Source organism: Maricaulis sp. (assembly GCF_048269565.1).
In the GTDB taxonomy this organism is placed as follows: domain Bacteria; phylum Pseudomonadota; class Alphaproteobacteria; order Caulobacterales; family Maricaulaceae; genus Maricaulis.
Genome location: NZ_JBLXIK010000002.1, coordinates 214,131 through 233,945, shown reverse-complemented (window position 1 = coordinate 233,945; position 19,815 = coordinate 214,131). Strand labels below are relative to the sequence as shown.

The window sequence follows — 19,815 nt, the reverse complement described above, 5'->3', positions numbered from 1 at the left end:
AATCAGATCGGCGCCGCCGGGCTCAGGCCGCAGACCTGTTGCAGGGCCAGTTTCACGGCTTCACCATCCTGGCTTTCTGCGGCAGCCAACAGGGTGGCCAGCCTGGCTTCGACCGCCTTCAGGTCGCTGCCGGGACCGTCTACCAGCCAGACGCCTGGAATCGTTGTGTCGTGTGTGTGCTCAAACGGATAGACCAGACTCTCATGACGCTTTTCGCCGGGCCTGAGGCCAACGACGGAAAGTGCGCCCGGCGCGTCAGGATCGCGGCCGCGCAGCCGCAGCAATTGCCGCGCCAGGCGCAGGATCGAAACCGGCTCGCCCATATCGAACACGTAGAGCGCACCATTGAGGGCCGGATCGGCGGCCGTCTGGGCTGCGGCCGAGAGTACCAGGCCGGAGGCTTCCTCGACGGTCATGAAATAGCGGGTGGCTTCCGGGTCGGTCACGGTAATGGCCTGACCCTGTTCGATCTGGCGCTCGAACAGCGGCACCACCGAGCCAGTCGAGCCGAGCACATTGCCGAACCGCACGACACAGACCCGGGTGGCGCTATCCGGGACCGCGGCCGATTGCGCGAACAGTTCCGCAGCGCGTTTGCTGGCTCCCATGATATTGGTCGGCTCAACCGCCTTGTCCGTCGAGATCAGCGCCACGATCTGGGCCCCGTTGCGAATAGCGGCCTGAATCGTCTGCATGGTCCCCAGCACATTGGTGCGCACGGCCTCACTTGGATTGCGCTCGCTCATCGGGACATGCTTGAGCGCGGCCGCATGCAGCACGACATCAGGCTTTTCGTCGGCAAAGACCTGCTCCAGCCGCCCCGCGTCCCGGATATCCCCGAGCACGGCCGCCCAGGGCACTTGCGGTGACCGGGATGCAAATTCCAGGTCGATCTCGTAGAGATTGGCTTCAGAGGAATCGAGCAGGATCAGCTTCTCCGGCCCCAGCTTCGCTGCCAGGCGCGCCAGCTCCGACCCGATCGTGCCGCCCGCGCCAGTGACCAGAACCCGCTTGCCCTCGATCAGGGGCCGTGCCGGTTCCAGATCCGGTGCCCGCGGTGGCCGGTTCAGCAAATCGGCCGCCTCGACCGGCGAAAATGCACCGGGCCCCTCTGCGGGCCGGGCCCGCGACAGCTTGGCGCCCGAGCGCGCCGCAATCCGTACCAGTGCATTGACCAGTTCGCCATCAGTGCTCGTGCCGGCAAGGACGAGGCGCACCGGCAGTTTCTCCGCCTGAGAAAGTCGTTTCAGCGCCGCGGGAAGCACGTCGAGCCCGCCCAGAACCGGCATGCCGTGAATGGCGCGCCCGGCGAGAGTGGCGCTGGGTTCAATCAGGGCTTTCGGCCGGAACGGGACCGAGCCATTGCGCCGGGAAAGCTCACGCAGGGCCAGATCAAGGTCATCGCCGGTACCAACAAGGATCGCTGCGGGTTTGCTGCGGTCTTCAAACTGCAACACCGATTGCAGACCGCGCGAACGCCAGGATGCGACGATCAGGCGCGAACCGAGCATCAGCGCGATCAGGATCGGTATCTCGATCAGCTGGCTGGTGCGCGGAAAGCCGTCCAGCCGGTTGATCAGGAAAAGCACCGGCAGGAAAACCAGGTTGGCGACAAAAATCGCCATCAGAATGCGCGCGGCATCATTGAGCGCCGTGAAGCGCCAGAGACCGCGATGCAGGCCGTAGACAGGGAAGATCACGGCACAGGCGAGCGCAAATACCGCCACCGATTGCAGCATGATCGAATCCGGTGGGGGAGTCCCCTCGAAGAAATAGCGCAGATGAATCGCCGCCCACATCGAGGCTGCGCCGGCACAGAGATCGAACAGGGCGACCCAGATCATCGTCATCTTGTTGCCTGCCGCGGCCGATGCGCGTGCTTCAGGTCGTGGCGTACTCATGTGTTTTCCCCCGCAGCGCCACCGATCCGGCCGAGGCGCTGAAACGCCCAGCGTACACGATTTGGCGGCCGGTCGCCCGCGCCGAACGGTTCGGCCTCACCCTGAACCACGATCTGGGTGGCGCGCTGGGGCGGCGCGCCGGCCGCGAGATAGACCGAGCGTTCCAGCCGGATCGGCTCGCCATCGCAGCGGAAACGCCAGCCTGCGCCGGATGGTTGCACCAGCAGCACGCTCATGGAGTCGCGGGCCAGGGAGGCGCGCACGCTGGGGTGGAGATGAAAGCGGATGGCAAACCGCCAGCGCACATTGACATCATCCGGTGCGCCATCCTCGATCGGCCGGAACAGCGCGTCCTCGCCGCGGACGTCGCCGCCATCCGCTGCCAGGAAGACCCGCCGGCGGTGGGAAAGGCCGTAATCCTCGCGATAGCCTTCATGCCCGCCTTCCAGCCAGACACCCATTTCCTCTTCATTGCGTCGTGCCGTAACCGGACCGGGCGAAGTCGCCAGCCGCGGGCCGAGCAGTTCACGCTGCCAGCCCGGTGAGAGCAGGCGCGCCGAGGAGGTCTCCTCCAGCGTCAACGTCGAATGGGCGGCGGTGGCCCGCACCGCCTCGCGCCAATTGGCCGGCTGGTCGTCGGCCCAGCCGCAATTGACCACCAGGCGGCCGCTGGCGGTGCAGAGTTCGAAGGCGAGCGCGGAGGCGTGTGCCTCGACACTGAGCGCGCCGCGTGGCGGCTCGCCAACATCGAGCAGGACGGTGGCGCCGCCGGCATGGGCGCGCTGATAGCCTGAATGCGGGGCAAAGCCGAAGCTGCGCGATTTGATGTCGCCGCGTTCAAGCACTGTGGCCAGAGCGGTCCGGTCCCCCTCGCCGCCGCCATGAAAACTTGCCAGACCGCCATCGACCATCTGGAAGAAGCGGGCCATTGGCGCCAGGCGGTCGCTGGCACGCAGCAGGGAGGCTGGCAGTTCGACATCGAGCCCGGCCGCGACATCCCGCACCGTCACCAGATCGATCAGCGCTTCGGCGACCGCGCGCGGTGCGCGAGACAAATGTCCGCCATCGGGTAGAATCTGACGATCGATTTCATGGCCATAGGCAAGGATGGCGGTTTTGAGCAGCGCGGTCTGCTCCGGCAAACACAGCCCCGCCAGGGTCAGCGCGGCAGCACTGCGCAAGCGGATCGTGCCATCGGGTGCCAGCGGCAGGGCGCGTTGCAGATAGCGCGCCTGGCGCACCAGACAGCGCATCCGGGCGGCATGGCGCTTGTTCGCGTCCTTGTCCCCGGCATCCGGCGGCGTGAACAGCAATTCGCCGCAGCGCAACCAGTTCATCAGGCGTGAGGACAGTACGTCCTGTGACCAGGCAAAACTGTTCCAGCGGCCAAACTCGCGGACCCAGGCATCAACCAGCTGCAACGAGCCCTGCCCGGACGGGTCGGCGGCGGCGCAATCGCGTAACCAGCCAAAGCCATGCAGGCTGCGCGCAAAGGCCCGCGACGGTGTTGAACGCGCCCAGATACCCGCCTCACCCGGCCGCGCGTCAAGCTGGTCGCCGGCGAGCTGGAAGCGGCCGTCCAGCATGGCTGCGCCGCGTTTCGCGTCGCCGCTGTAAACGTCGGCGGGAAAGGTGACGAGGCTGTCGGGGATCGAGCCCAGCGCCCGCATCGAACGCAGGACGCCGATCGCATTCACGGTCGAGGAGGCTTCGTGTCTGAGCGCCTGCAAAGCGGCTATCGGATAGTCGGACAGACGGATCGCGCCAGCCATGTCTCTACCCGCGCAACGCGCTGATATTCTGCCGGTACATGTCGGGTCCGCCCTTGAACACGGCCGAGCCGGCAACCAGGGCGCTGGCGCCGGCATCGATGCAGGCCCGGGCGTTCGCCGGGGTGACGCCGCCATCAACCTCGATCAGGGTCGACAGGCCGCGGCGATCGATCATGTCGCGCAGGGCTTCGATCTTGCGCAACTGGTCGCCGATAAAGCTCTGGCCGCCAAAGCCGGGATTGACGCTCATCACCAGCACCAGATCGAGCTCCTCGAGGACATAGTCGATCATCTCCGGCGAGGAGGACGGATTGAGCGCTGCGCCGGCTTTGGCGCCGCGTGTCCTGATCGCCTGGACGGTGCGGTGGAAATGCGGACCGGCCTCGGGATGGGCGGTGATGATATTGGCGCCGGCTTCGATGAAGGCGTCGAGATAGGGGTCCACCGGGGTGATCATCAGGTGCACATCAAACGGCTTTTCGGTATGCGGGCGCAAAGCCTTGATGACACCCGGGCCGATCGTCAGATTGGGCACGAAATGCCCGTCCATGACGTCAATATGGATCCAGTCGGCGCCGGCAGCGTCGATCGCGCGTACTTCCTCGCCGAGCCGGGCGAAATCCGCCGACAGGATGGAGGGTGAAATATAAACCGGAGCGCCCATGACAGATCGGATAACAGTGCTGTTGCACGCGTGCAAGACAAGCCCGCTGATTGAACTGACCGAGGCCTGATTCAGGCCCGTTTCGAGAAGCGGGCAATAAAGAACCCGTCCATGCCGCCATGGCTGCGCCAGACCGCCGGAGTCACCCGCATGAAACCCTGCTTCGTGACAGATTCGGCCAGATCGGTGAGCTCGGTGCGGGTGATGGCAAATGGTGCCAGGCTGTCATAATTCGAGATCGTATTGGCCAGCGCCTCGCCTTCCTGAGGCTGCAGCGAACAGGTGCAGACAATCAGGCGCCCGCCCGGCTTGATCATCCGGATCGCCGACTTGATCAGCTCGAATTGCAGGGATTGCATCTTGGCGACATCTTCCGGGCGCTTGATCCAGGCGGCTTCCGGGTGCCGGCGCAGAGTGCCGGTGGCGGTGCAGGGCGCGTCGAGCAGGACAGCGTCGACGCGATTGTCGGGACGCCAGCTGCGGCCGTCATCAACGACCAGCTCGGCCTCGAGTCCGGTGCGCTGCAGGTTTTCCGTGACCCGCTTCATGCGTTGTTCGGAGGTGTCGACCGCGATAACCCGGGCGCCCATGGCGGCGAGCTGCATCGTTTTGCCACCGGGCGCGGCACAGAGATCGACAATCGTCTCGCCCGGTTTGACGCGCATCAGCTGGGCCGGCAGCGAGGCGGCTGCGTCCTGGGCCCACCAGGCCCCCTCGCCGAAGCCAGGCAGGCTGGTCAGATCGGTGACACCGGCGCGGCGCAAGGTCCCGTTCGGCAGGATGGTGGCACCGAGTTCGGCGGCCCAGTGCTCGCGCTCGGACGGGATCTTCACCGTCAGGTCGAGTGGCGGGGTTTCCAGCAGCGCATTGGCGATCTTGCTCAGCTGGCCGGGGCCGTAGGCGCTGCGCCAGCTCTGGACCAGCCATTCCGGCAGGTTTTCCTGTGGCGCGCTGGCACCGGCAATCGCGGCGCCCTCGCGGTCGACCTTGCGCAGCACGGCATTGACCAGGCCCTTGAGGCGGCGCGACTTGTCGTCCTCATCAGCCAGCGACACGGCGGAGGAGACGGCGGCGTGTGGCGGCACGCCCATCCACAATAATTGCGCGGCACCGGTCAGCAATATGGCCTGGATCGGGGCGGCGTTTTCCTCGATCGGCCGGGCGAGAAACTTGTTCAGCACCAGCCGGGTCTGGCCGAGCCGGCGGAAGGTGGTCGAGACGATGGCGCGGGCGAAGCCGCGGTCGCGATCGCTCATCGCCGCAAAACCGGGGTCGCGGTCCAGGGCGGATTCAATCGTCTTGCGCTGTTTGAGCACAAGCGTATAGGCCCGGGCAGCCACCCGGCGGGGATCCAGTCCATCACTCATGCGCGCCAGCTAGCACGGCGGCCGCGCTGCGTCTAATGATCCCGGCGGCATTGTCGCCGTCGGCCCGGAGTTGTATCGCTTCAGCATGGAAGACACGCCGGAAAAACCCGCCACGCCCCAGACCCCTGACAAGGTGCTGACACCGGCCGCCAGGCGAGCCCTGGAAGAGGCGGCGGCGCGCCGTGCGGCCATTGATGCGATGACCGAGCTTCCAGCCGAGACGGGCGGGCCGAAAGGGCTCGAACCCACGCGCTTTGGTGACTGGGAACGCAACGGCAAGACCAGCGATTTCTGACACCGCTCACCGACCGCACCCCTACCCCTGTCAGCCGTCATGACCGGCGCGAGTTCGCCTGCGGGGTGCGTTCGCTGGGGCTGACGCTGATGACGCGCTAGTGTGCCGGAATGAAACGCTGGTTTGCCCTTATGCTCGCCGTCGCAGTGCCCGCACCGGCGGCGCTCGCCCAGCCACAGACGGAACCGCGTCTGGCTGGCGGGCCGGAGCGTATCTGCAGCGAGGATGAAATCCGTCAGGCCATGGCTGGCAGCTATGCCGGCCCACCCTGTCGCTTTACGGAGATGCCGGCAGGCATGGCTGCGCCACAAACCGAGGCCGTCCGGCCCGCCGTCGAGCTGTCAGCCGACGCGCAGCCGGTTTCGCCGCCACCCCCGGCGGTTCGGCCACGGACGCCCCGGCCCGAATTGGCCCGCGCGGTCAGTCATGACGGACGCTCGATATCACCGCAGCCTGTCCACCGGCGAGCGGTGATCGTCTCCGGATCATCGGGAAGCTCCCATAGCTCGTCGCAGCAGAGCTCGAGCTGGCAGACTCAAACCGCATACCGGCAATGGCCGCCGGCACCATCCGGTCCGGTTGGCAATTCGTCGCCACGCCAGATGACGCCTGTTTCAAATGAAACCGTGCGGCTCGGCGATGATTTCTTCACTGGCGGCTTGGTCGGCGGCGTCGAGCGGCCATTTGCGCCGGTCTACAGCTATCGCGGACTGATCCTGATTGCAGCCGATGGCGAGGTCCGCACCGGCCATGCCCGGCTGGATCATCGCGTGTTGCAGGTGCGTGCCCTTGACCAGAGGGCAGCGCCGCGGCCCCAGGCCCTGCCCCGGCGGGCCTATCCCTACCCAACCGACTGATTTTGGCGGTCAGGCCGGTTCCGGCTGCGGTGAGGCGGTCGCCATCTCGGCGATGACAGCGCGCGCAGCTGCGGCCGGATCAGCTGCGGCATTGATCGGGCGGCCAATCACCAGATGTGTCGAGCCATCGCTCAGCGCCTTAGCGGGCGTGGCGACGCGCTTCTGGTCGTCGGCGGCGCTGCCGGCGGGCCGGATGCCCGGGGTGACGATCAGGAAATCACCGCCAAAACGCTGTCGGATCTCGGTGGCTTCATGGGCGCTGGCGACGACACCATCGACACCGGCTTCCAGGCTCTGCTCGACGCGGCGCATGACCAGGTCGCGGGCGCCATAGGCATAGCCCATCTCGGTCAGCATTTCGTCGTCATAGCAGGTCATCACGGTGACGCCGAGAATCCTGAGGCTGCTCTCGCCGCGGCCGGCGACGGCAGCGCGCATCACGGCCGGCTCGGCATGCACGGTCAAAAGGTCGGCCCCGGTATCGGCGAGACTGCGGGTCGCTTTTTCCACCGTCGCCGGGATGTCATGCAGCTTGTAATCGAGAAAGACCTGTTTGCCGGCCTGTTTCAGCCGGGCGCTGAGCTCCATGCCGCCGATCGGGATGAGTTGCAGCCCGATCTTGTAGAAATTGACACTATCGCCGAGCGCTTCGACAAGCGCCCATGCGTCGGAGACAGTCGGCTTGTCGAGCGCGACGATCAGGCGGGGATCAGCGTGTAACATGAGCGGCAGGTCTAATCGGTATCGCCGCTGAAGATCAAGCGTAAACCGAGCCCGCCAAACGCCGTCGCGGCCAGACCGTTTAACACGCGCCGCAAAGTCAGCGAGCGGGCCAGGCGGGCCTGCGCCGCACCGGCCGCGAGCGCGACCGCGACCAGGACCATCGTCCCCATTGCGAAGAAGATCCCGCCCAAGATCAGCATCTGGATCCAGATTGGGCCGAGTTCGGCATTGGTGAATTGCGGCAGGAAGGCGAGGAAGAACAGCCCGACCTTGGGATTGAGCAGATTGGTCATCAGCCCGCGCAGGAAGGCCTGCGAGGCTGATGCCGAGGCGCGGGCATGCGGCGCATCATCGAGTGTGCGGATTGTGCGCCAGGCCAGCCACAACAGATAAATCGCGCCGCCATAGCGGATGACCGATAGCGCATGTTCGGAGGCTGTCAGCAGGGCCGCCAGCCCGATCGCGGCTGCCACGGTCCAGATCGCGCCGCCGGTGATAATCCCGGCCACCGCACCCAGCCCTGCACGCAGGCCCCGTGAGGCCGTGGTGGCCAAGGTGAAGGTCATGTCCGGTCCCGGCGTCAAGGCGAGTGCCAGGCCACCGGCGAGGAAAAGCGGCAGCAGGGAGAGGTCAAGCACGGATCAGTCTCCGGCCGCCGGCGTTTCGGAAGCCACCTCGCCGCGGCGGACACTGCCCGAGCTGTGCTCCATCATCCACATCGACATCGGGGTCGGCAGGACCTGGTTGAGGCCGGTGAGGAATTTGTACCAGAGGCCCGGCACGCAGATCGGCTGGTTGCGCTGGAGGGCATTATAACCGGCCTCGGCCACCTGCTCGGCAGTCAGCCACCAATAGGACGGCATTTTCGACACCAGATCGCGGGTCTCGTTGACATCGTGGAACTCCGAATAGGTGAAGCCGGGGCACAGCGCTGTCGCGTGGATGCCGTATTCCTTGCCCTCGAAGTGGAGCGACTGGCTAAACTTGATCAGCGCCGACTTCACGGCCGCGTAGAGGGTATGGCCTTTCGATCCGGGCATCAGGCCGGCGACCGAGGCGACATTGAGGATGCGGCCATAGCCGCGCTCCTGCATGCCGGGCATCACCCGGTGCACGAGCTCGGCATAGCTGCCCAGCATCAGTTGCAGGAAATCGGCCTGTTGCTTCCAGCTGGTCTGGGTATAGGTGCCCGGCAGGCCGAAACCGGCATTGTTCACCAGCCCGTCGATTGTGCGTCCGGCCGCCTCGACCGCCTCGACGATCTTTTTCGGTGCGGTCGTCTTGGACAGATCGGCCGGAATCACCAGGCTATCGACGCCGTATTGCGCCTTGATCTCTTCGGCCAGGGCTTCGAGCCGGTCCTGGCGGCGTGCGGTCAGGGCGAGGTCCCAGCCATTGGCGGCGAATTCGCGTGCCAGCGCCTTGCCAATGCCCGAGGAGGCGCCGGTGATCAGAACAAGATGACGTCGCATGAGGCGAACTCCCGAAGGGCTGAAAGTGGCGCACAAGGTGCGAAGAGACGCGGCGAAAGTCCAGCCGGCTATGCCGGTCCGGCGGTGGTTCCGGCGAAAATGTGAAACGGGAAGGCCTCGACCAGGCGGCGCGAGAATTCCAGTCCGCGCACGGTATTGCCGAGCCGGTCCAGGGGCGGGCTCCACAGGCCGATGCCGCAGACGCCGGGCACGACCAGCATCAGCCCGCCCGACACCCCCGATTTCGCCGGCAGGCCGACTACGAAAGCGAATTCGCCTGAAAAATCATACATGCCGCAAGTGAGCATGAGCGAGAGTGTATTGCGGATCGCGACCGGCTCGGCGATGCGGTGCCCGGTCAGCGGGCAGACGCCGCCATTGGCGAGGGTCGCCGCGACGACCGACAGGGCGCGGCAGTCGAGCGAGATGGCGCAGCTGCGGAAATACAGGTCGAGCGCGCGTTCCGGCTGGCTGCCCTCGGGGAAGACGCCGTGACTGTCCATCAACCGCGTCAGCGCGAAATTGCGCTCGGCCGTCGCCTGTTCGGACCGGTAGACGGCCTCGTCGAAACTGCAGACCTGGCCGCCGGCGGCAGAGTTCCAGAACCGCATCAGCATCTCGAAACGCTCGTCGACCGGATGTCCGGGACGGATCATGGCGCTGCACATGATGGCGCCCGAATTGATCATCGGATTGTGGGGCCGGTTGTCGCGATTGAGCGCCAGTTCATTGAAGCCCTGCCCCGACGGTTCACGGCCGACATGATGGTGCACATAGCGTTCTCCATTCAGGGCCAGGGCGAGGGCGTAATTGAGCGGTTTGACCACCGATTGCAGACAGAAGGGCGTATCCGCCTGTCCCATCGCCATGCGCTGCCCGTCAATACTGCACACCGCGAGCCCGAACGCGTTCGGGTCCTGCTTGGCCAGTTCCGGGATATAGCTGGCGACCGCGCCGCCGGCCGCGGCTTCGGTATGGGCGTAGATATTGGCGATCCGGTTCTTGAATACCGGGAAATTCCGGATCGCCAGATCGCCGTCGAGGACTTGCAGGATCAAACGGCTGATATCAGGTGTCAGCCCGGTTTCAACGGCCTTGGCGTCGAGCGGCGTGTCGCTGTCGAGAAAACGGCGGGCATCGGCCAGGCGCGGCATGTCGAGATCGACTCCGGCCTGGAGCAGGCGCTGTTTCAGGCCGGGCGCATCGTGAAGCCCCTCTTCGCGTGCCTGCCGCAACAGGCGCACCACCAGTTCCCGCGCCGTCGCAGTGTCGGCAATGTCATGCTCGAAGCGGGCGCGGCGGCCGGAGAAACCTGAGAAGGCGGAAATGGGATGAGTGACCATCCGGCTAGATTGCGGTCCTGCGCCTGTCTGTCCAGCGGCGAATAACCGCGAATTGCTGTCATGCAAGGATTTTTCGCGCCGGGGCACTTGCACACAAGGGGCGGGGGCGCTACGCGAGCTGTAAAAGGTGCAGAGGAAAGCCCCGCCATGCAAACGCCCGCCAAAGTGAAGAAAATCGTTCTCGCCTATTCCGGTGGACTGGATACATCCGTCATCCTGAAATGGCTTCAGGATGAATATGATGCCGAAGTGGTCACCTTCACCGCCGATCTCGGCCAGGGCGAGGAGCTGGAACCGGCTCGGCGCAAGGCCCAGGCGGCCGGCGTCTCGGAAATCTTCATTGATGACCTGCGCGAGGAATTTGTCCGCGATTTCGTTTTCCCGATGGTGCGCGCCAATGCGGTCTATGAAGGCCTCTATCTGCTCGGCACCTCGATTGCGCGGCCGCTGATTTCCAAGCGCCTGGTCGAGATCGCCCATGAGACCGGTGCCGATGCGGTCGCCCACGGTGCCACCGGCAAGGGCAATGACCAGGTCCGCTTCGAGCTCGGTGTCTATGCCCTCGACCCGGATCTGAAGGTGATTGCACCCTGGCGCGAATGGGATCTCAATTCGCGCACCAAGCTGATTGCCTATGCCGAAGAGCACGGCATTGAAGTCGCCAAGGACAAGCGCGGCGAGGCGCCGTTCTCGGTCGACGCCAATCTCTGGCACACCTCCTCGGAAGGCAAAATGCTCGAGGACCCGGCCGAGGAAGCCTCCGAACTGGTCTATCAGCGCACCGTGCGGCCGGAAGATGCGCCCGACAAACCGGAATATGTCACCATCTCTTTCAAGCGCGGCGATGCCTGCGCCATTGATGGCAAGGCGATGAGCCCGGCGACCCTGCTGACGCACCTCAATGAGCTCGGCGGCAAACACGGCATTGGCCGGCTCGACCTGGTCGAGAACCGTTTTGTCGGCATGAAGTCACGCGGCGTCTACGAGACCCCGGGTGGCACTATCCTGATGGCAGCCCATCGCGGTATCGAGCAGATCACGCTCGATCGCGGCGCGGCCCACCTCAAGGACGAGCTGATGCCACGCTATGCCAAGCTGCTCTATGAAGGCTTCTGGTTCTCGCCCGAGCGTGAAATGCTCCAGGCGGCGATCGATTCCAGCCAAGAATATGTCACAGGCGATGTCCGGCTCAAACTCTACAAGGGCTCGGTCAATGTCGTCGGGCGCAGCTCCGATCATTCCCTCTATTCCCAGGCCCACGTCACCTTCGAGGAGGACGAGGTCTATGACCAGAAGGATGCAGCGGGCTTCATTCGCCTGAATGCACTGCGGCTTCAGCTCCTTGCCCGGCGCAAGCGCCGGCTCGGCCGCAATGACTGACGCCTGTCGCGCGACCCCCGGCGGCCCAGGCCGCCGGGCGTGGCAGTAAGTCAAGCAGGCGCATGTTTAATTCATCCGGAAGGATAGTGCTTTACAGACCGGGCGATAATGGAGAGGTTGCGGGCTCCATTTATCGGGCTGGTTGCATTTTACGCCTCCCGCAGGTGGAAGTCTGACTGCCCCGTAGATTTTTATGGGCCGCGCATGAGCGAGAACTTCATGTTGTCAACGGCAGCCCAGGACGTCTTTGTCATCCTCGCGCTTGCGCTCACGCTGTTCGTGATAGCGCGGAATCTGCGGGCGATCAGCTTCGCGGGCGTCAGCCGTGAGCTGGGCCTGATTTCGATCGGGATGCTGCTCTGGGGCGGCTTTCACCTCTTCCATCTGGCTTTCCTGTTGCTCGGCCCGCTCTGGGCAAGTGAGGCCATGATGCTGCAATGGGGAAGCCTGTTGCAGACCTATATCCGCTGGGGCGTCGAGACCGTCGCGACCGTTTTCTTTCTCGCGGGCGTGGTGCGGTTGACCCTGCGGTTCGGACGCTTGATGGCGGAGCTCGACAAATCGGCCTCGGCCCTGGCGCAGGAACATCGTGCCCGGACGACGTTGGAAGCCGAGCTGAAGACTGCCAGCGCGACCCGGCAGCAGGCCGGACGCCAGGAATCCGAATTCCTGCTCGGCCTCAGCCATGAATTGCGCACACCATTGAATGGCATTATCGGGCTGGGAAGCCTGTTGGGAAATACCAGCCTTGATGCCAACCAGCGCCGGCTCCTGGGCACGCTCGAACAATCAGCCCAGACCATGCTGGCGCGCGTCGGCGCCGTGATCGAGCTGTCACAGCTGAGGACCGGCGATGTCGAGGTGCGGGCGGTGAGCTTTTCTCCGGCCGAGCTGGTCCGCTCCATCATCGCGCTTTATGCCCCTTCGGCGAAGGAAAGCGGCCTGACACTGGTCGGTGAGGCCTCGGAAGCGTCGGAAACGACCATGGTCGGTGACAGTCGTCTGACCCGGCAAATGCTGTCTATCCTCACATCGCTTGCCATCAAGTACAGCCCGGTCGGCACGGTCACGCTGGCCGTTGATCTCGACCCGGGCGCCGAAGATATCGTCGGGGTCACCTTCACGGTCGTGGCGTCCGAACTGGAATTTCCCGCCGAGGTGATCGAGCGGGTTCGGTCCGATCAGGGCAGTATGCGCGGCGATGGCGGTATTGGGCTGGCTACCTGCTGGCAGCTTGCCGGCCTGATGGAAGGCAATCTCGCGATTGCGAGCGATAGCACCAGTGGCACCACAATCCGGGCGACTTTGCCAATGCGGCACGAGGTTTAGCGGCACCGCCAGTTTGGGGTGGCAGCGGCGCGCATGGCGCACTAGGCTTCGGCAAAACCGGAAATGAGGCCTGTGATGAAATCCTTCCTGCCGATGCTTGCGCTGTGCACGCTCCTTGCCGCCTGTGCGGGGTCTGAAACCGGCTCCGGCTTCGACCGGCCCGCCCTGCTTGAGCGCCTGCCCGCCGGGCTGGCCACAGATATTGGCCGGGCCGACCGCCATATCCTGGTGGTGCGCCATGCCCGCAAGATCGCGCCGGACTGTAACGCGCTCGATTGTCCCCTGAGCCCGCTGGGCACCGAAATGACCGTCCGCTTGGCCGAGCTGATCGGTGCGCCACCGGTCGACGAAGCCTTCGCCAGCGCTGCCTGCCGGACCTTGCGCACGGCCGAGGCCGGTGGCCAGGCGGTCATTGTGCACCAGGCTGCCGACGGGCTTGAAACCGGTTGCACCGCCGATGACCATGTCACGCGCAGCCGCGCCGATGCCTTTGCCGAAGCCGCGACCTCGCAGGCGCGCTGGACGCTCGTCGCCGAGCATTCCAATACCAGCTGTCTCTGGCTGGCCGAATTTGCCGGCGAAGCGGCATCCCAGACTGCAGGCTGCAGCGATGGCCGTCTCGAAGAGACAGCCTATGGCGATGTATTCTGGCTCTACCGGCTGGATGATGCCTGGCAACTCACCGTCCTGCCTGCGGCCTTTGAGGTCGCGGCCCCGGACTGAGTTCAGCCGAGCGGGTAGCGCGTCACCGGCTCGTAGATATTCGCCTCACCGCGGCTCAGCCAGCTGGCATAAAGGCTGAATCCGGTCACCTGGATTGGCCCGTTGCGGAATGTGCCCAGGCCTTGTGTGAATTTCGCCAGCTTGGCGACGGGTGTCCTGTCGAGATAGGCCAGCGTTATATGCGGCAGGAATTTGCGCTGTTCCGGAGCCAGACCGGCGCGGCGGGCCGCCCGTTCGCACTTCCCCTGCAGGGAGATCAGGGCGGGATTTTCCCCGACCCCGATCCACAGGGCGTGCGGTTCAAGCCGGCCAAACCAGCCCGCCCCCTCGAGCGTGAGCTCGAAAGCGGGGGCTGCGATCTTGGCCAGCTCGAAATCGAGATCTTCCGCCTGGCGCTCATCGATATCGCCGAAGAAGCGCAGGGTCAGATGCAGGTTTTCCCGTGGCCGCCAGCTCGCTCCGGGCAGGCCCGCTTGCAGTGCCAGCAGCGGATCGCAGGCCGCGTCCGGCAGGCCGATGGCGGCGAAAAGACGTTGGCTCATGGCGCCGGCTCCGCTGGATTGAACAGGGCTTCGACCAGGAAATCGGCCAGCGGTTCGGCCATCCGTTCAACGCCTTCGGCGGTGGGATGCAGCCCGTCCCGCTGCAGGAATTCAGGGTGCAGGGCGACCGGCTCCATCAGGAAAGGGTAGAGCGGTACCGATTTTTCGGCCGCCAGCGCGGGATAGAGGGTATCGAATTCCTGCCGGTAGGTCTCGCCGAGATTGATCGGGGCGAGCATGCCGGCAAGCACGATATCGAGGCCGCGCACCTGTGCGCGGTCGATCATCGCGGCGAGATTGGCGCGGGCCTGCGCCGGCGGCTGGCCCTGCAGCGCGTCATTGGCACCGAGCGCGATGATGACACCGTCGGCATCGGGCCCGACGGAAAAATCGAACCGGTTGAGGCCGGCCGCTGTGGTGTCGCCGGAGACGCCGGCATTGATGACACGGACATTGGCGAGACCGCGCGCCGCAAGCGCCCGGCCGAGCGCGGCCGGCAGGGCCTGCTCATCGCTGAGCCCGAAGCCGGCGCTGAGGCTGTCGCCGATCAAGACAAGCCGGTAGCCGGGCTCATCGCCGGCCGCCATCGCCGGCGCAGCCAGGGCCAGCAGGCCGATCACGACAAGGTGAAACATGTGACGCATTTTCAAGAAGGCCTTTGCCGAATGCTGCCCTATGACATATATCGAAATTCGATATCAACACAAACACCGGATCCGCAATGACAGATACCAGCCTGCCCCCCGTCCTGTCGCTGCGCGATGTTGAACTCACTTTGATGGCCGCTTCCGGGCCGGTGCATATTCTCGATCATGTCAGCCTGGAGGTCGCTGCGGGCGAAAGTGTGGCCATCGTCGGCCCGTCCGGATCAGGCAAGTCCTCGCTGATGGCGGTCGCAGCCGGGCTGGAGCGTGCCACATCCGGCGACATCCTGCTGCTCGGTGATCCGGTGAGCGGCCGCAGCGAGGGCGAGCTGGCGCGTCTGCGGCGTGGCCGGGTCGGTTTTGTGTTCCAGTCCTTCCATCTGATGCCGACGATGACGGCGCTGGAGAATGTAATGGCACCGCTGGAGATTGCGCGTCAGGACCGAGTGCGCGAACGCGCCAGCGAGGCGCTGGCCCTGGTCGGGCTTGACCACCGCCTGACGCATTATCCCGGCCAGCTCTCGGGCGGCGAGCGTCAGCGTGTCGCGGTGGCGCGGGCGCTGGCGGTCGGGCCGGAGATCATTTTCGCCGACGAGCCGACCGGCAATCTCGACACCGCTGCCGGCAGTCTGATTGCGGACTTCCTGTTTGACGCCGCGCGCCAGCATGGCGCCGCCCTGGTCCTGGTCACCCATGACCGCGAACTCGCCAGCCGCGCCGACCGGATTGTCGAGATGCGCGACGGGGCGATCCTGTCATGAATATCGAACTGGCCGTCCGCATCGCCGGACGCGAGCTGCGCGCCGGCATGCGCGGTTTCATTGTTTTCCTTGCCTGTCTGACCCTCGGCGTCGCTGCGATTGCTGCCGCCGGTTCGGCGAGCGCGATGTTTCGTGCCGGTGTCGCCGGTGAACTCAGCCGCATTCTCGGCGGCGATCTGGCATTCTCCGCGCAGCGCGCCCACATCCCCGACGCGCTGATGTCCGGAATGGCCGCGGCGGGCGAAGTGTCCCGCATCGCCGACATCAATGTCATGGCCAGCCTGAATGATGAGCGCCGTCTGGTGCGGCTGCGCGGGGTCGATGCGGCCTATCCCCTGTTCGGAACGGTACAGACCGTGCCGGATCTGTCGCTGGAACGTCTGTTCGACGTGCGCGACGGCATTGCGGGTGCCGCCGCCGATCCGGACATATTCCGTGTCTTCAATGCCCGCATCGGCGACCGGATCGAGCTGGCCGGCGAGGTGTTTGAATTGCGGGCCGAACTGGCCAGCGAGCCGGACCGGCTCAATCTCGGCTTCGATTTCGCGCCGCGCCTGTTGGTCGGGCTCGAGACCGTCGAAGCCGCAGGCCTGCTGCGCGAGGGTTCGATTTACAGCACCGGGCTTCGGGTCCGCCTTGATGATGCGGGCGCGGACCTTGAGGCGCTCGCGGCCGGGCTCGAGCCGGAGCTGCGCGAGCAGGGCATCAATCTGACGACGCGCGACCAGCTGGGTGACCAGTTTGACGACCTGCTCGAAAACCTCAGCGTCTTTCTCGCGGTGGCGGGGCTGGCCGCCCTGCTGGCCGGCGGGCTGGGTGTTGCCCAGGCGGTCTCGACCTTCCTGGCGACCCGGATCGGGTCCATCGCGGCGCTGAAGGCGCTCGGTGCCGACGGCGCCACGATCCGGCTGGCCTATCTGCTGCAGATCCTCGCCCTGGCGCTGGCCGGTTCGGTACTCGGGGCCATCCTGGGGGCGCTGGCGCCGATGCTGCTGGCGCAGGCCTTTGGCGACGCCTTGCCGATTCCCGTCCAGGCTGGCCTCTATCCTGTGCCGCTGGGGCTGGCGATCCTGTCCGGCCTGCTCTCGGCTCTGGCCTTTGCCCTGCCGGCGATCGGCCGGGCGCGGGCGACGCCGCCCTCGGCCCTGCTCCGCGGCGATATCAGGGGGCAGAGCGCAGCGCCGTGGCCTGAACGCATCGCTGCCCTGCTGACCGGTCTCGTCTTCGTGGCGCTGGCCATCCTGTTCAGCCCCTCGCCACTGGTGGCCGCGGTGATGCTTGGCTTTGCCCTGCTGGTGTTTGCCCTGCTTTGGGGCGCGGCCTTCGCGCTACGCCGTCTCGCGCGCTGGCTGGCTCATGGGACGCGCGGCGGCCTGCGTCTGGCCCTGACCCAGCTCGGCGGCCCCGGCTCGGTGGCACCGATCGCGGCGCCGGCGCTGGGGCTGGGGCTGGCCCTGCTCGCGGTCGTGACCCTGGTGCAGCACAATCTGGCGACCCAGATCCGCGATACCGCTCCGGCCAATCTTCCCAGCCTCGCTATCGCGCAGATACCCGCCGACCGCGCTGCAGATTTCGACCGTATCGTCGCTGTCGCCGGAGGTGACATCGATGATCCGCAGCGCTATCGCCGCGCCCCGGCCCTGCTCGGCCGCATCATTGCCATCAAGGACGTGCCGCTCGACATGGAGGCGGTTGCACCGTCGGAGCGCTGGCTGGTCGATGGCGAGACCCGGCTGACCTATCTGGCACATCAGCCCCCGGAATCGGCGCTGGAAGCCGGTGAGTGGTGGCCGGCCGACTATGCCGGACCGCCACTGATCTCGATCGAGGGCGATGCCGCGCGCGGGCTGGGCGTCGGCGTTGGCGATGAGCTGACCCTTCGCATTCTCGGCCGCGACATCACGGCCGAAATCGCCAGTCTGCGCACGATCGACTGGGGCAGTTTTGGCGTCAATGTCGCGATCGTGTTTGCACCCGGAACCCTGGAGGGCGCCAATGCCAGCCACACCGCCTTGCTGCGTGTGGACCCGGAGGTCGAGGACGCGGTTGCCGCGGCCATCGGCGCCGCCTTCTCCGAAACGGTGACCTACCGTATCCGTGAACGTCTGCAGGCTGCCGCCGAAGTGTTTGAACAGACCACCGTCGCCATCAATGCCGTCGCCGGCGTTGTGGCCCTTGCCGGTGCCCTGGTCATGCTCGGTGCCTTCGCTGCTGCGGCCCGCCGCCGTGTGGCCGATGCCGCGCTCCTGAAGACATTCGGCGTCACGCCTGCTGGCGTGCTGGTGATCTTCGCCCTCGAATTCGCGCTGGTCGGGGTTATGGCGACGATGATGGCATTGCTGCTGGCGATTCCGCCGGCCTGGTATGTGATGACGCAACTGGTCGAGGCCGTGTGGGCGCCGGACTGGGCGGCGGTTGGCCTGGTGAGTGCGATCGCCATCCTGTCGGCTGCAGCCGGTGGCGCGCTGGTCGCCCGGGCCGCGCTGTCGGTCCCTGCCGCGCGGGCCCTGAATGGCGCCCAGGCCTGAACCCGCGGAAGGCCCGCACAAGGGGGGACGCGGAGCCCGTGCGTCCCGCCTTGCAATCGGTGCGGGGCGAGACGATATTGAGTTCAAATCGCCTGATCGGGCGAATGCAAGAATGAGAGACCGCAACGATGAATGATTTTTCCCGCACCCATGCTGGCGCGCCCTCGATGGACATGTCCGTCGATGCCGGGCTGCGCAGCTATATGCTCGGCATCTACAATCTGATGACGATCGGCCTGCTGGTAACCGCCGGTGCGGCCATCCTCGCGGCCCAGCTCTTCTTTGTCGGTATCGGCACCGAGAGCTTTGGCGTGACGCCGCTGGGCAACACCATCTTCAACACGCCGCTGAAATGGGTCGTCATGCTGGCACCGCTCGGCATGGTGATGTTGATCTCCTTCCGGCTCAACAAGCTCAGCTCCGGCATGGCACGGACCCTGTTTTACGTCTTCGCCGGCGTGATGGGCATTTCCCTGTCCTCGATCATTGCCGTCTATACGGCCGGTTCGATCGCCAACACCTTCTTCGTGACGGCGGCTGCCTTCGGGGCATTGAGCCTGTACGGCTACACCACCAAGCGCAATCTGACCGGGATGGGTTCCTTCCTGATGATGGGCCTGTTCGGTCTGATCCTTGCCTCGATCGTCAATATCTTCCTGGCATCAAGCGCCATGGAATTCGCGATCTCCGCGATTGGTGTGCTGATCTTTGCCGGCCTGACCGCCTATGACACCCAACGTCTGAAGATCAGCTATTATGAATATGGCGGCACGCCGGAACTGGCGGCCAAGATGAAGGTCCACGGAGCGCTTTCGCTCTATCTCGACTTCATCAACATGTTCCTCTTCCTGTTGCGCTTCATGGGCAATCGCAATTGATCCAGCGCAGCTGAACGGGACGCCCCGTCAAATTATCAACCCCCGGAGCCCGGCTCCGGGGGTTTTTTCGTGGTCTCATGGCAAGGCTCAGTCGACGACCGTGAAGCGCTTCTTGTCGAAGACGCGCAGGACCTGGCTCAGTTCATGGCCGCGCTTGAGCACCTGGCCGTCGACGGCGACGACCTTGTACATGCCCTGGCGCTGGGCATCGGCCGGGGTCTTGATGATGGCGAACATCGGCACTTCGCTGGCGCGGCGATAGATCGAGAACACCGCCGTGCTCGGCAGGCCGTCAATCGCATAATCCTTCCACTCGCCCATTGCGACGAAGCGGCCATAGACATTGAGGATATCGGAGAGTTCGCGCCGGTCCCACATGATCGGGGCGGGCGCCTTTTTCGCGGTCTGGGGTCCTGCCGCCACCTGGTTTCTCCTCCCGGTTGAATTGCTGGAGCGTTATGGGCGCCAGCTTACAAACATTTCACCCTGTGCCGCAAAACCGCCACTTTTTCGGCCTGATCGCGCCGCACCGCACCGCCACGGTTTCGGTGTCGATCGGCCGCATCAACGCTCTGGGTCCTGGTTTTAAACAGCCCCCCCAGCCCCCCGGATCAAGAGCAGCGTGCCGGTCGACAC

At 65.4% G+C, this 19,815-nt stretch carries 19 protein-coding genes; 8 read left to right on the top strand and 11 right to left on the bottom strand.

Annotated elements, in window-relative coordinates:
* Positions 1–2 precede the first annotated feature (2 nt).
* The 4 genes from ACN0YL_RS04615 to ACN0YL_RS04600 all read right to left on the bottom strand — a co-directional run bounded on the left by ACN0YL_RS04615 (position 3) and on the right by ACN0YL_RS04600 (position 5,704).
* Positions 3–1,850 (bottom strand): SDR family NAD(P)-dependent oxidoreductase, encoded by a 1,848-nt coding sequence (locus ACN0YL_RS04615; protein WP_417497191.1) that lies wholly within the window; start codon positions 1,848–1,850, stop codon positions 3–5.
* 47 nt (positions 1,851–1,897) lie between these two features.
* A complete protein-coding gene (locus tag ACN0YL_RS04610; protein ID WP_417497190.1) occupies positions 1,898–3,673 on the bottom strand; it encodes a heparinase II/III family protein in 1,776 nt (591 codons plus the stop codon).
* Positions 3,674–3,677: 4 nt separating this feature from the next.
* Positions 3,678–4,337, bottom strand: a complete 660-nt coding sequence (gene rpe / locus ACN0YL_RS04605; RefSeq protein ID WP_417497189.1) for a ribulose-phosphate 3-epimerase — start codon at positions 4,335–4,337, stop codon at positions 3,678–3,680.
* Positions 4,338–4,408: 71 nt separating this feature from the next.
* Positions 4,409–5,704: an RsmB/NOP family class I SAM-dependent RNA methyltransferase gene (locus ACN0YL_RS04600; protein WP_417492123.1), complete on the bottom strand. Its 1,296-nt coding sequence runs from the start codon at positions 5,702–5,704 to the stop codon at positions 4,409–4,411.
* A gap of 85 nt (positions 5,705–5,789) precedes the next feature.
* Between ACN0YL_RS04600 and ACN0YL_RS04595 the strand changes: the two genes are divergently transcribed.
* Positions 5,790–5,999 carry a DUF1674 domain-containing protein gene (locus ACN0YL_RS04595; RefSeq protein WP_417492145.1) on the top strand — a complete coding sequence of 70 codons (210 nt, stop codon included), beginning with the start codon at positions 5,790–5,792 and terminating at the stop codon, positions 5,997–5,999.
* A 602-nt stretch (positions 6,000–6,601) separates the two neighbouring features.
* Positions 6,602–6,856, top strand: coding sequence for a hypothetical protein (locus ACN0YL_RS04590; protein WP_417497188.1), 255 nt, complete (start codon positions 6,602–6,604; stop codon positions 6,854–6,856).
* Positions 6,857–6,865: 9 nt separating this feature from the next.
* Here the strand turns inward: ACN0YL_RS04590 and pyrF are convergent, their stop codons facing one another.
* The 4 genes from pyrF to glsA form a co-directional block, all read right to left on the bottom strand.
* Positions 6,866–7,579 carry an orotidine-5'-phosphate decarboxylase gene (gene pyrF / locus ACN0YL_RS04585; protein ID WP_417492121.1) on the bottom strand — a complete coding sequence of 238 codons (714 nt, stop codon included), beginning with the start codon at positions 7,577–7,579 and terminating at the stop codon, positions 6,866–6,868.
* A gap of 11 nt (positions 7,580–7,590) precedes the next feature.
* Complete coding sequence (locus ACN0YL_RS04580) at positions 7,591–8,217, bottom strand: LysE family translocator (protein ID WP_417497187.1); 627 nt, start codon at positions 8,215–8,217, stop codon at positions 7,591–7,593.
* A gap of 3 nt (positions 8,218–8,220) precedes the next feature.
* The gene (locus tag ACN0YL_RS04575; protein WP_417492119.1) at positions 8,221–9,051 is read right to left on the bottom strand and encodes an SDR family NAD(P)-dependent oxidoreductase; all 831 of its coding nucleotides are present in this window, start codon (positions 9,049–9,051) and stop codon (positions 8,221–8,223) included.
* Between the two features lie 68 nt (positions 9,052–9,119).
* A complete protein-coding gene (gene glsA, locus ACN0YL_RS04570) occupies positions 9,120–10,394 on the bottom strand; it encodes a glutaminase A (RefSeq protein ID WP_417497186.1) in 1,275 nt (424 codons plus the stop codon).
* A gap of 147 nt (positions 10,395–10,541) precedes the next feature.
* Between glsA and ACN0YL_RS04565 the strand changes: the two genes are divergently transcribed.
* From ACN0YL_RS04565 to ACN0YL_RS04555, 3 genes are all read left to right on the top strand, one after another.
* The gene (locus tag ACN0YL_RS04565) at positions 10,542–11,774 is read left to right on the top strand and encodes an argininosuccinate synthase (RefSeq protein WP_417497185.1); all 1,233 of its coding nucleotides are present in this window, start codon (positions 10,542–10,544) and stop codon (positions 11,772–11,774) included.
* A 204-nt stretch (positions 11,775–11,978) separates the two neighbouring features.
* On the top strand, positions 11,979–13,103 hold the full coding sequence (locus ACN0YL_RS04560) for a histidine kinase dimerization/phospho-acceptor domain-containing protein (protein WP_417497184.1): 1,125 nt from the start codon (positions 11,979–11,981) through the stop codon (positions 13,101–13,103).
* Between the two features lie 75 nt (positions 13,104–13,178).
* Positions 13,179–13,826 carry a histidine phosphatase family protein gene (locus tag ACN0YL_RS04555; RefSeq protein WP_417497183.1) on the top strand — a complete coding sequence of 216 codons (648 nt, stop codon included), beginning with the start codon at positions 13,179–13,181 and terminating at the stop codon, positions 13,824–13,826.
* 2 nt (positions 13,827–13,828) lie between these two features.
* On the opposite strand, the gene thpR is transcribed toward ACN0YL_RS04555, so the two are convergent.
* Both thpR and ACN0YL_RS04545 read right to left on the bottom strand, forming a co-directional pair.
* The gene (gene thpR, locus ACN0YL_RS04550; RefSeq protein WP_417497182.1) at positions 13,829–14,368 is read right to left on the bottom strand and encodes an RNA 2',3'-cyclic phosphodiesterase; all 540 of its coding nucleotides are present in this window, start codon (positions 14,366–14,368) and stop codon (positions 13,829–13,831) included.
* Entirely contained in the window at positions 14,365–15,003 is a 639-nt protein-coding gene (locus tag ACN0YL_RS04545; RefSeq protein ID WP_417497181.1) for an arylesterase, read from the bottom strand. The genes thpR and ACN0YL_RS04545 overlap by 4 nt, the downstream gene beginning before the upstream one ends.
* An 86-nt stretch (positions 15,004–15,089) precedes the next feature.
* Between ACN0YL_RS04545 and ACN0YL_RS04540 the strand changes: the two genes are divergently transcribed.
* The 3 genes from ACN0YL_RS04540 (at position 15,090) to ACN0YL_RS04530 (ending at position 19,179) form a co-directional block, all read left to right on the top strand.
* On the top strand, positions 15,090–15,773 hold the full coding sequence (locus ACN0YL_RS04540; RefSeq protein WP_417497180.1) for an ABC transporter ATP-binding protein: 684 nt from the start codon (positions 15,090–15,092) through the stop codon (positions 15,771–15,773).
* Positions 15,770–18,301 (top strand): ABC transporter permease, encoded by a 2,532-nt coding sequence (locus ACN0YL_RS04535; RefSeq protein ID WP_417497179.1) that lies wholly within the window; start codon positions 15,770–15,772, stop codon positions 18,299–18,301. Before ACN0YL_RS04540 ends, ACN0YL_RS04535 begins: the two co-directional genes overlap by 4 nt.
* A 128-nt stretch (positions 18,302–18,429) precedes the next feature.
* Positions 18,430–19,179, top strand: coding sequence for a Bax inhibitor-1/YccA family protein (locus ACN0YL_RS04530; RefSeq protein ID WP_417469380.1), 750 nt, complete (start codon positions 18,430–18,432; stop codon positions 19,177–19,179).
* Positions 19,180–19,266: 87 nt separating this feature from the next.
* Here the strand turns inward: ACN0YL_RS04530 and ACN0YL_RS04525 are convergent, their stop codons facing one another.
* Positions 19,267–19,557 carry a DUF2794 domain-containing protein gene (locus ACN0YL_RS04525; protein WP_417497455.1) on the bottom strand — a complete coding sequence of 97 codons (291 nt, stop codon included), beginning with the start codon at positions 19,555–19,557 and terminating at the stop codon, positions 19,267–19,269.
* Positions 19,558–19,815: the final 258 nt, after the last annotated feature.

Coding starts and splice junctions, on each gene's coding strand:
- ACN0YL_RS04610 (WP_417497190.1), bottom strand. CDS start 3,673: ATGGCTGGCGCGATCCGTCTGTCCGACTATCCGATAGCCGCTTTGCAG.
- ACN0YL_RS04560 (WP_417497184.1), top strand. CDS start 11,979: ATGAGCGAGAACTTCATGTTGTCAACGGCAGCCCAGGACGTCTTTGTC.
- ACN0YL_RS04535 (WP_417497179.1), top strand. CDS start 15,770: ATGAATATCGAACTGGCCGTCCGCATCGCCGGACGCGAGCTGCGCGCC.
- ACN0YL_RS04575 (WP_417492119.1), bottom strand. CDS start 9,051: ATGCGACGTCATCTTGTTCTGATCACCGGCGCCTCCTCGGGCATTGGC.
- thpR (WP_417497182.1), bottom strand. CDS start 14,368: ATGAGCCAACGTCTTTTCGCCGCCATCGGCCTGCCGGACGCGGCCTGC.
- ACN0YL_RS04600 (WP_417492123.1), bottom strand. CDS start 5,704: ATGAGTGATGGACTGGATCCCCGCCGGGTGGCTGCCCGGGCCTATACG.
- ACN0YL_RS04615 (WP_417497191.1), bottom strand. CDS start 1,850: ATGACGATGATCTGGGTCGCCCTGTTCGATCTCTGTGCCGGCGCAGCC.
- pyrF (WP_417492121.1), bottom strand. CDS start 7,579: ATGTTACACGCTGATCCCCGCCTGATCGTCGCGCTCGACAAGCCGACT.
- glsA (WP_417497186.1), bottom strand. CDS start 10,394: ATGGTCACTCATCCCATTTCCGCCTTCTCAGGTTTCTCCGGCCGCCGC.
- ACN0YL_RS04545 (WP_417497181.1), bottom strand. CDS start 15,003: ATGTTTCACCTTGTCGTGATCGGCCTGCTGGCCCTGGCTGCGCCGGCG.
- ACN0YL_RS04565 (WP_417497185.1), top strand. CDS start 10,542: ATGCAAACGCCCGCCAAAGTGAAGAAAATCGTTCTCGCCTATTCCGGT.
- rpe (WP_417497189.1), bottom strand. CDS start 4,337: ATGGGCGCTCCGGTTTATATTTCACCCTCCATCCTGTCGGCGGATTTC.
- ACN0YL_RS04595 (WP_417492145.1), top strand. CDS start 5,790: ATGGAAGACACGCCGGAAAAACCCGCCACGCCCCAGACCCCTGACAAG.
- ACN0YL_RS04540 (WP_417497180.1), top strand. CDS start 15,090: ATGACAGATACCAGCCTGCCCCCCGTCCTGTCGCTGCGCGATGTTGAA.
- ACN0YL_RS04525 (WP_417497455.1), bottom strand. CDS start 19,557: ATGTGGGACCGGCGCGAACTCTCCGATATCCTCAATGTCTATGGCCGC.
- ACN0YL_RS04530 (WP_417469380.1), top strand. CDS start 18,430: ATGAATGATTTTTCCCGCACCCATGCTGGCGCGCCCTCGATGGACATG.
- ACN0YL_RS04590 (WP_417497188.1), top strand. CDS start 6,602: ATGACGCCTGTTTCAAATGAAACCGTGCGGCTCGGCGATGATTTCTTC.
- ACN0YL_RS04555 (WP_417497183.1), top strand. CDS start 13,179: ATGAAATCCTTCCTGCCGATGCTTGCGCTGTGCACGCTCCTTGCCGCC.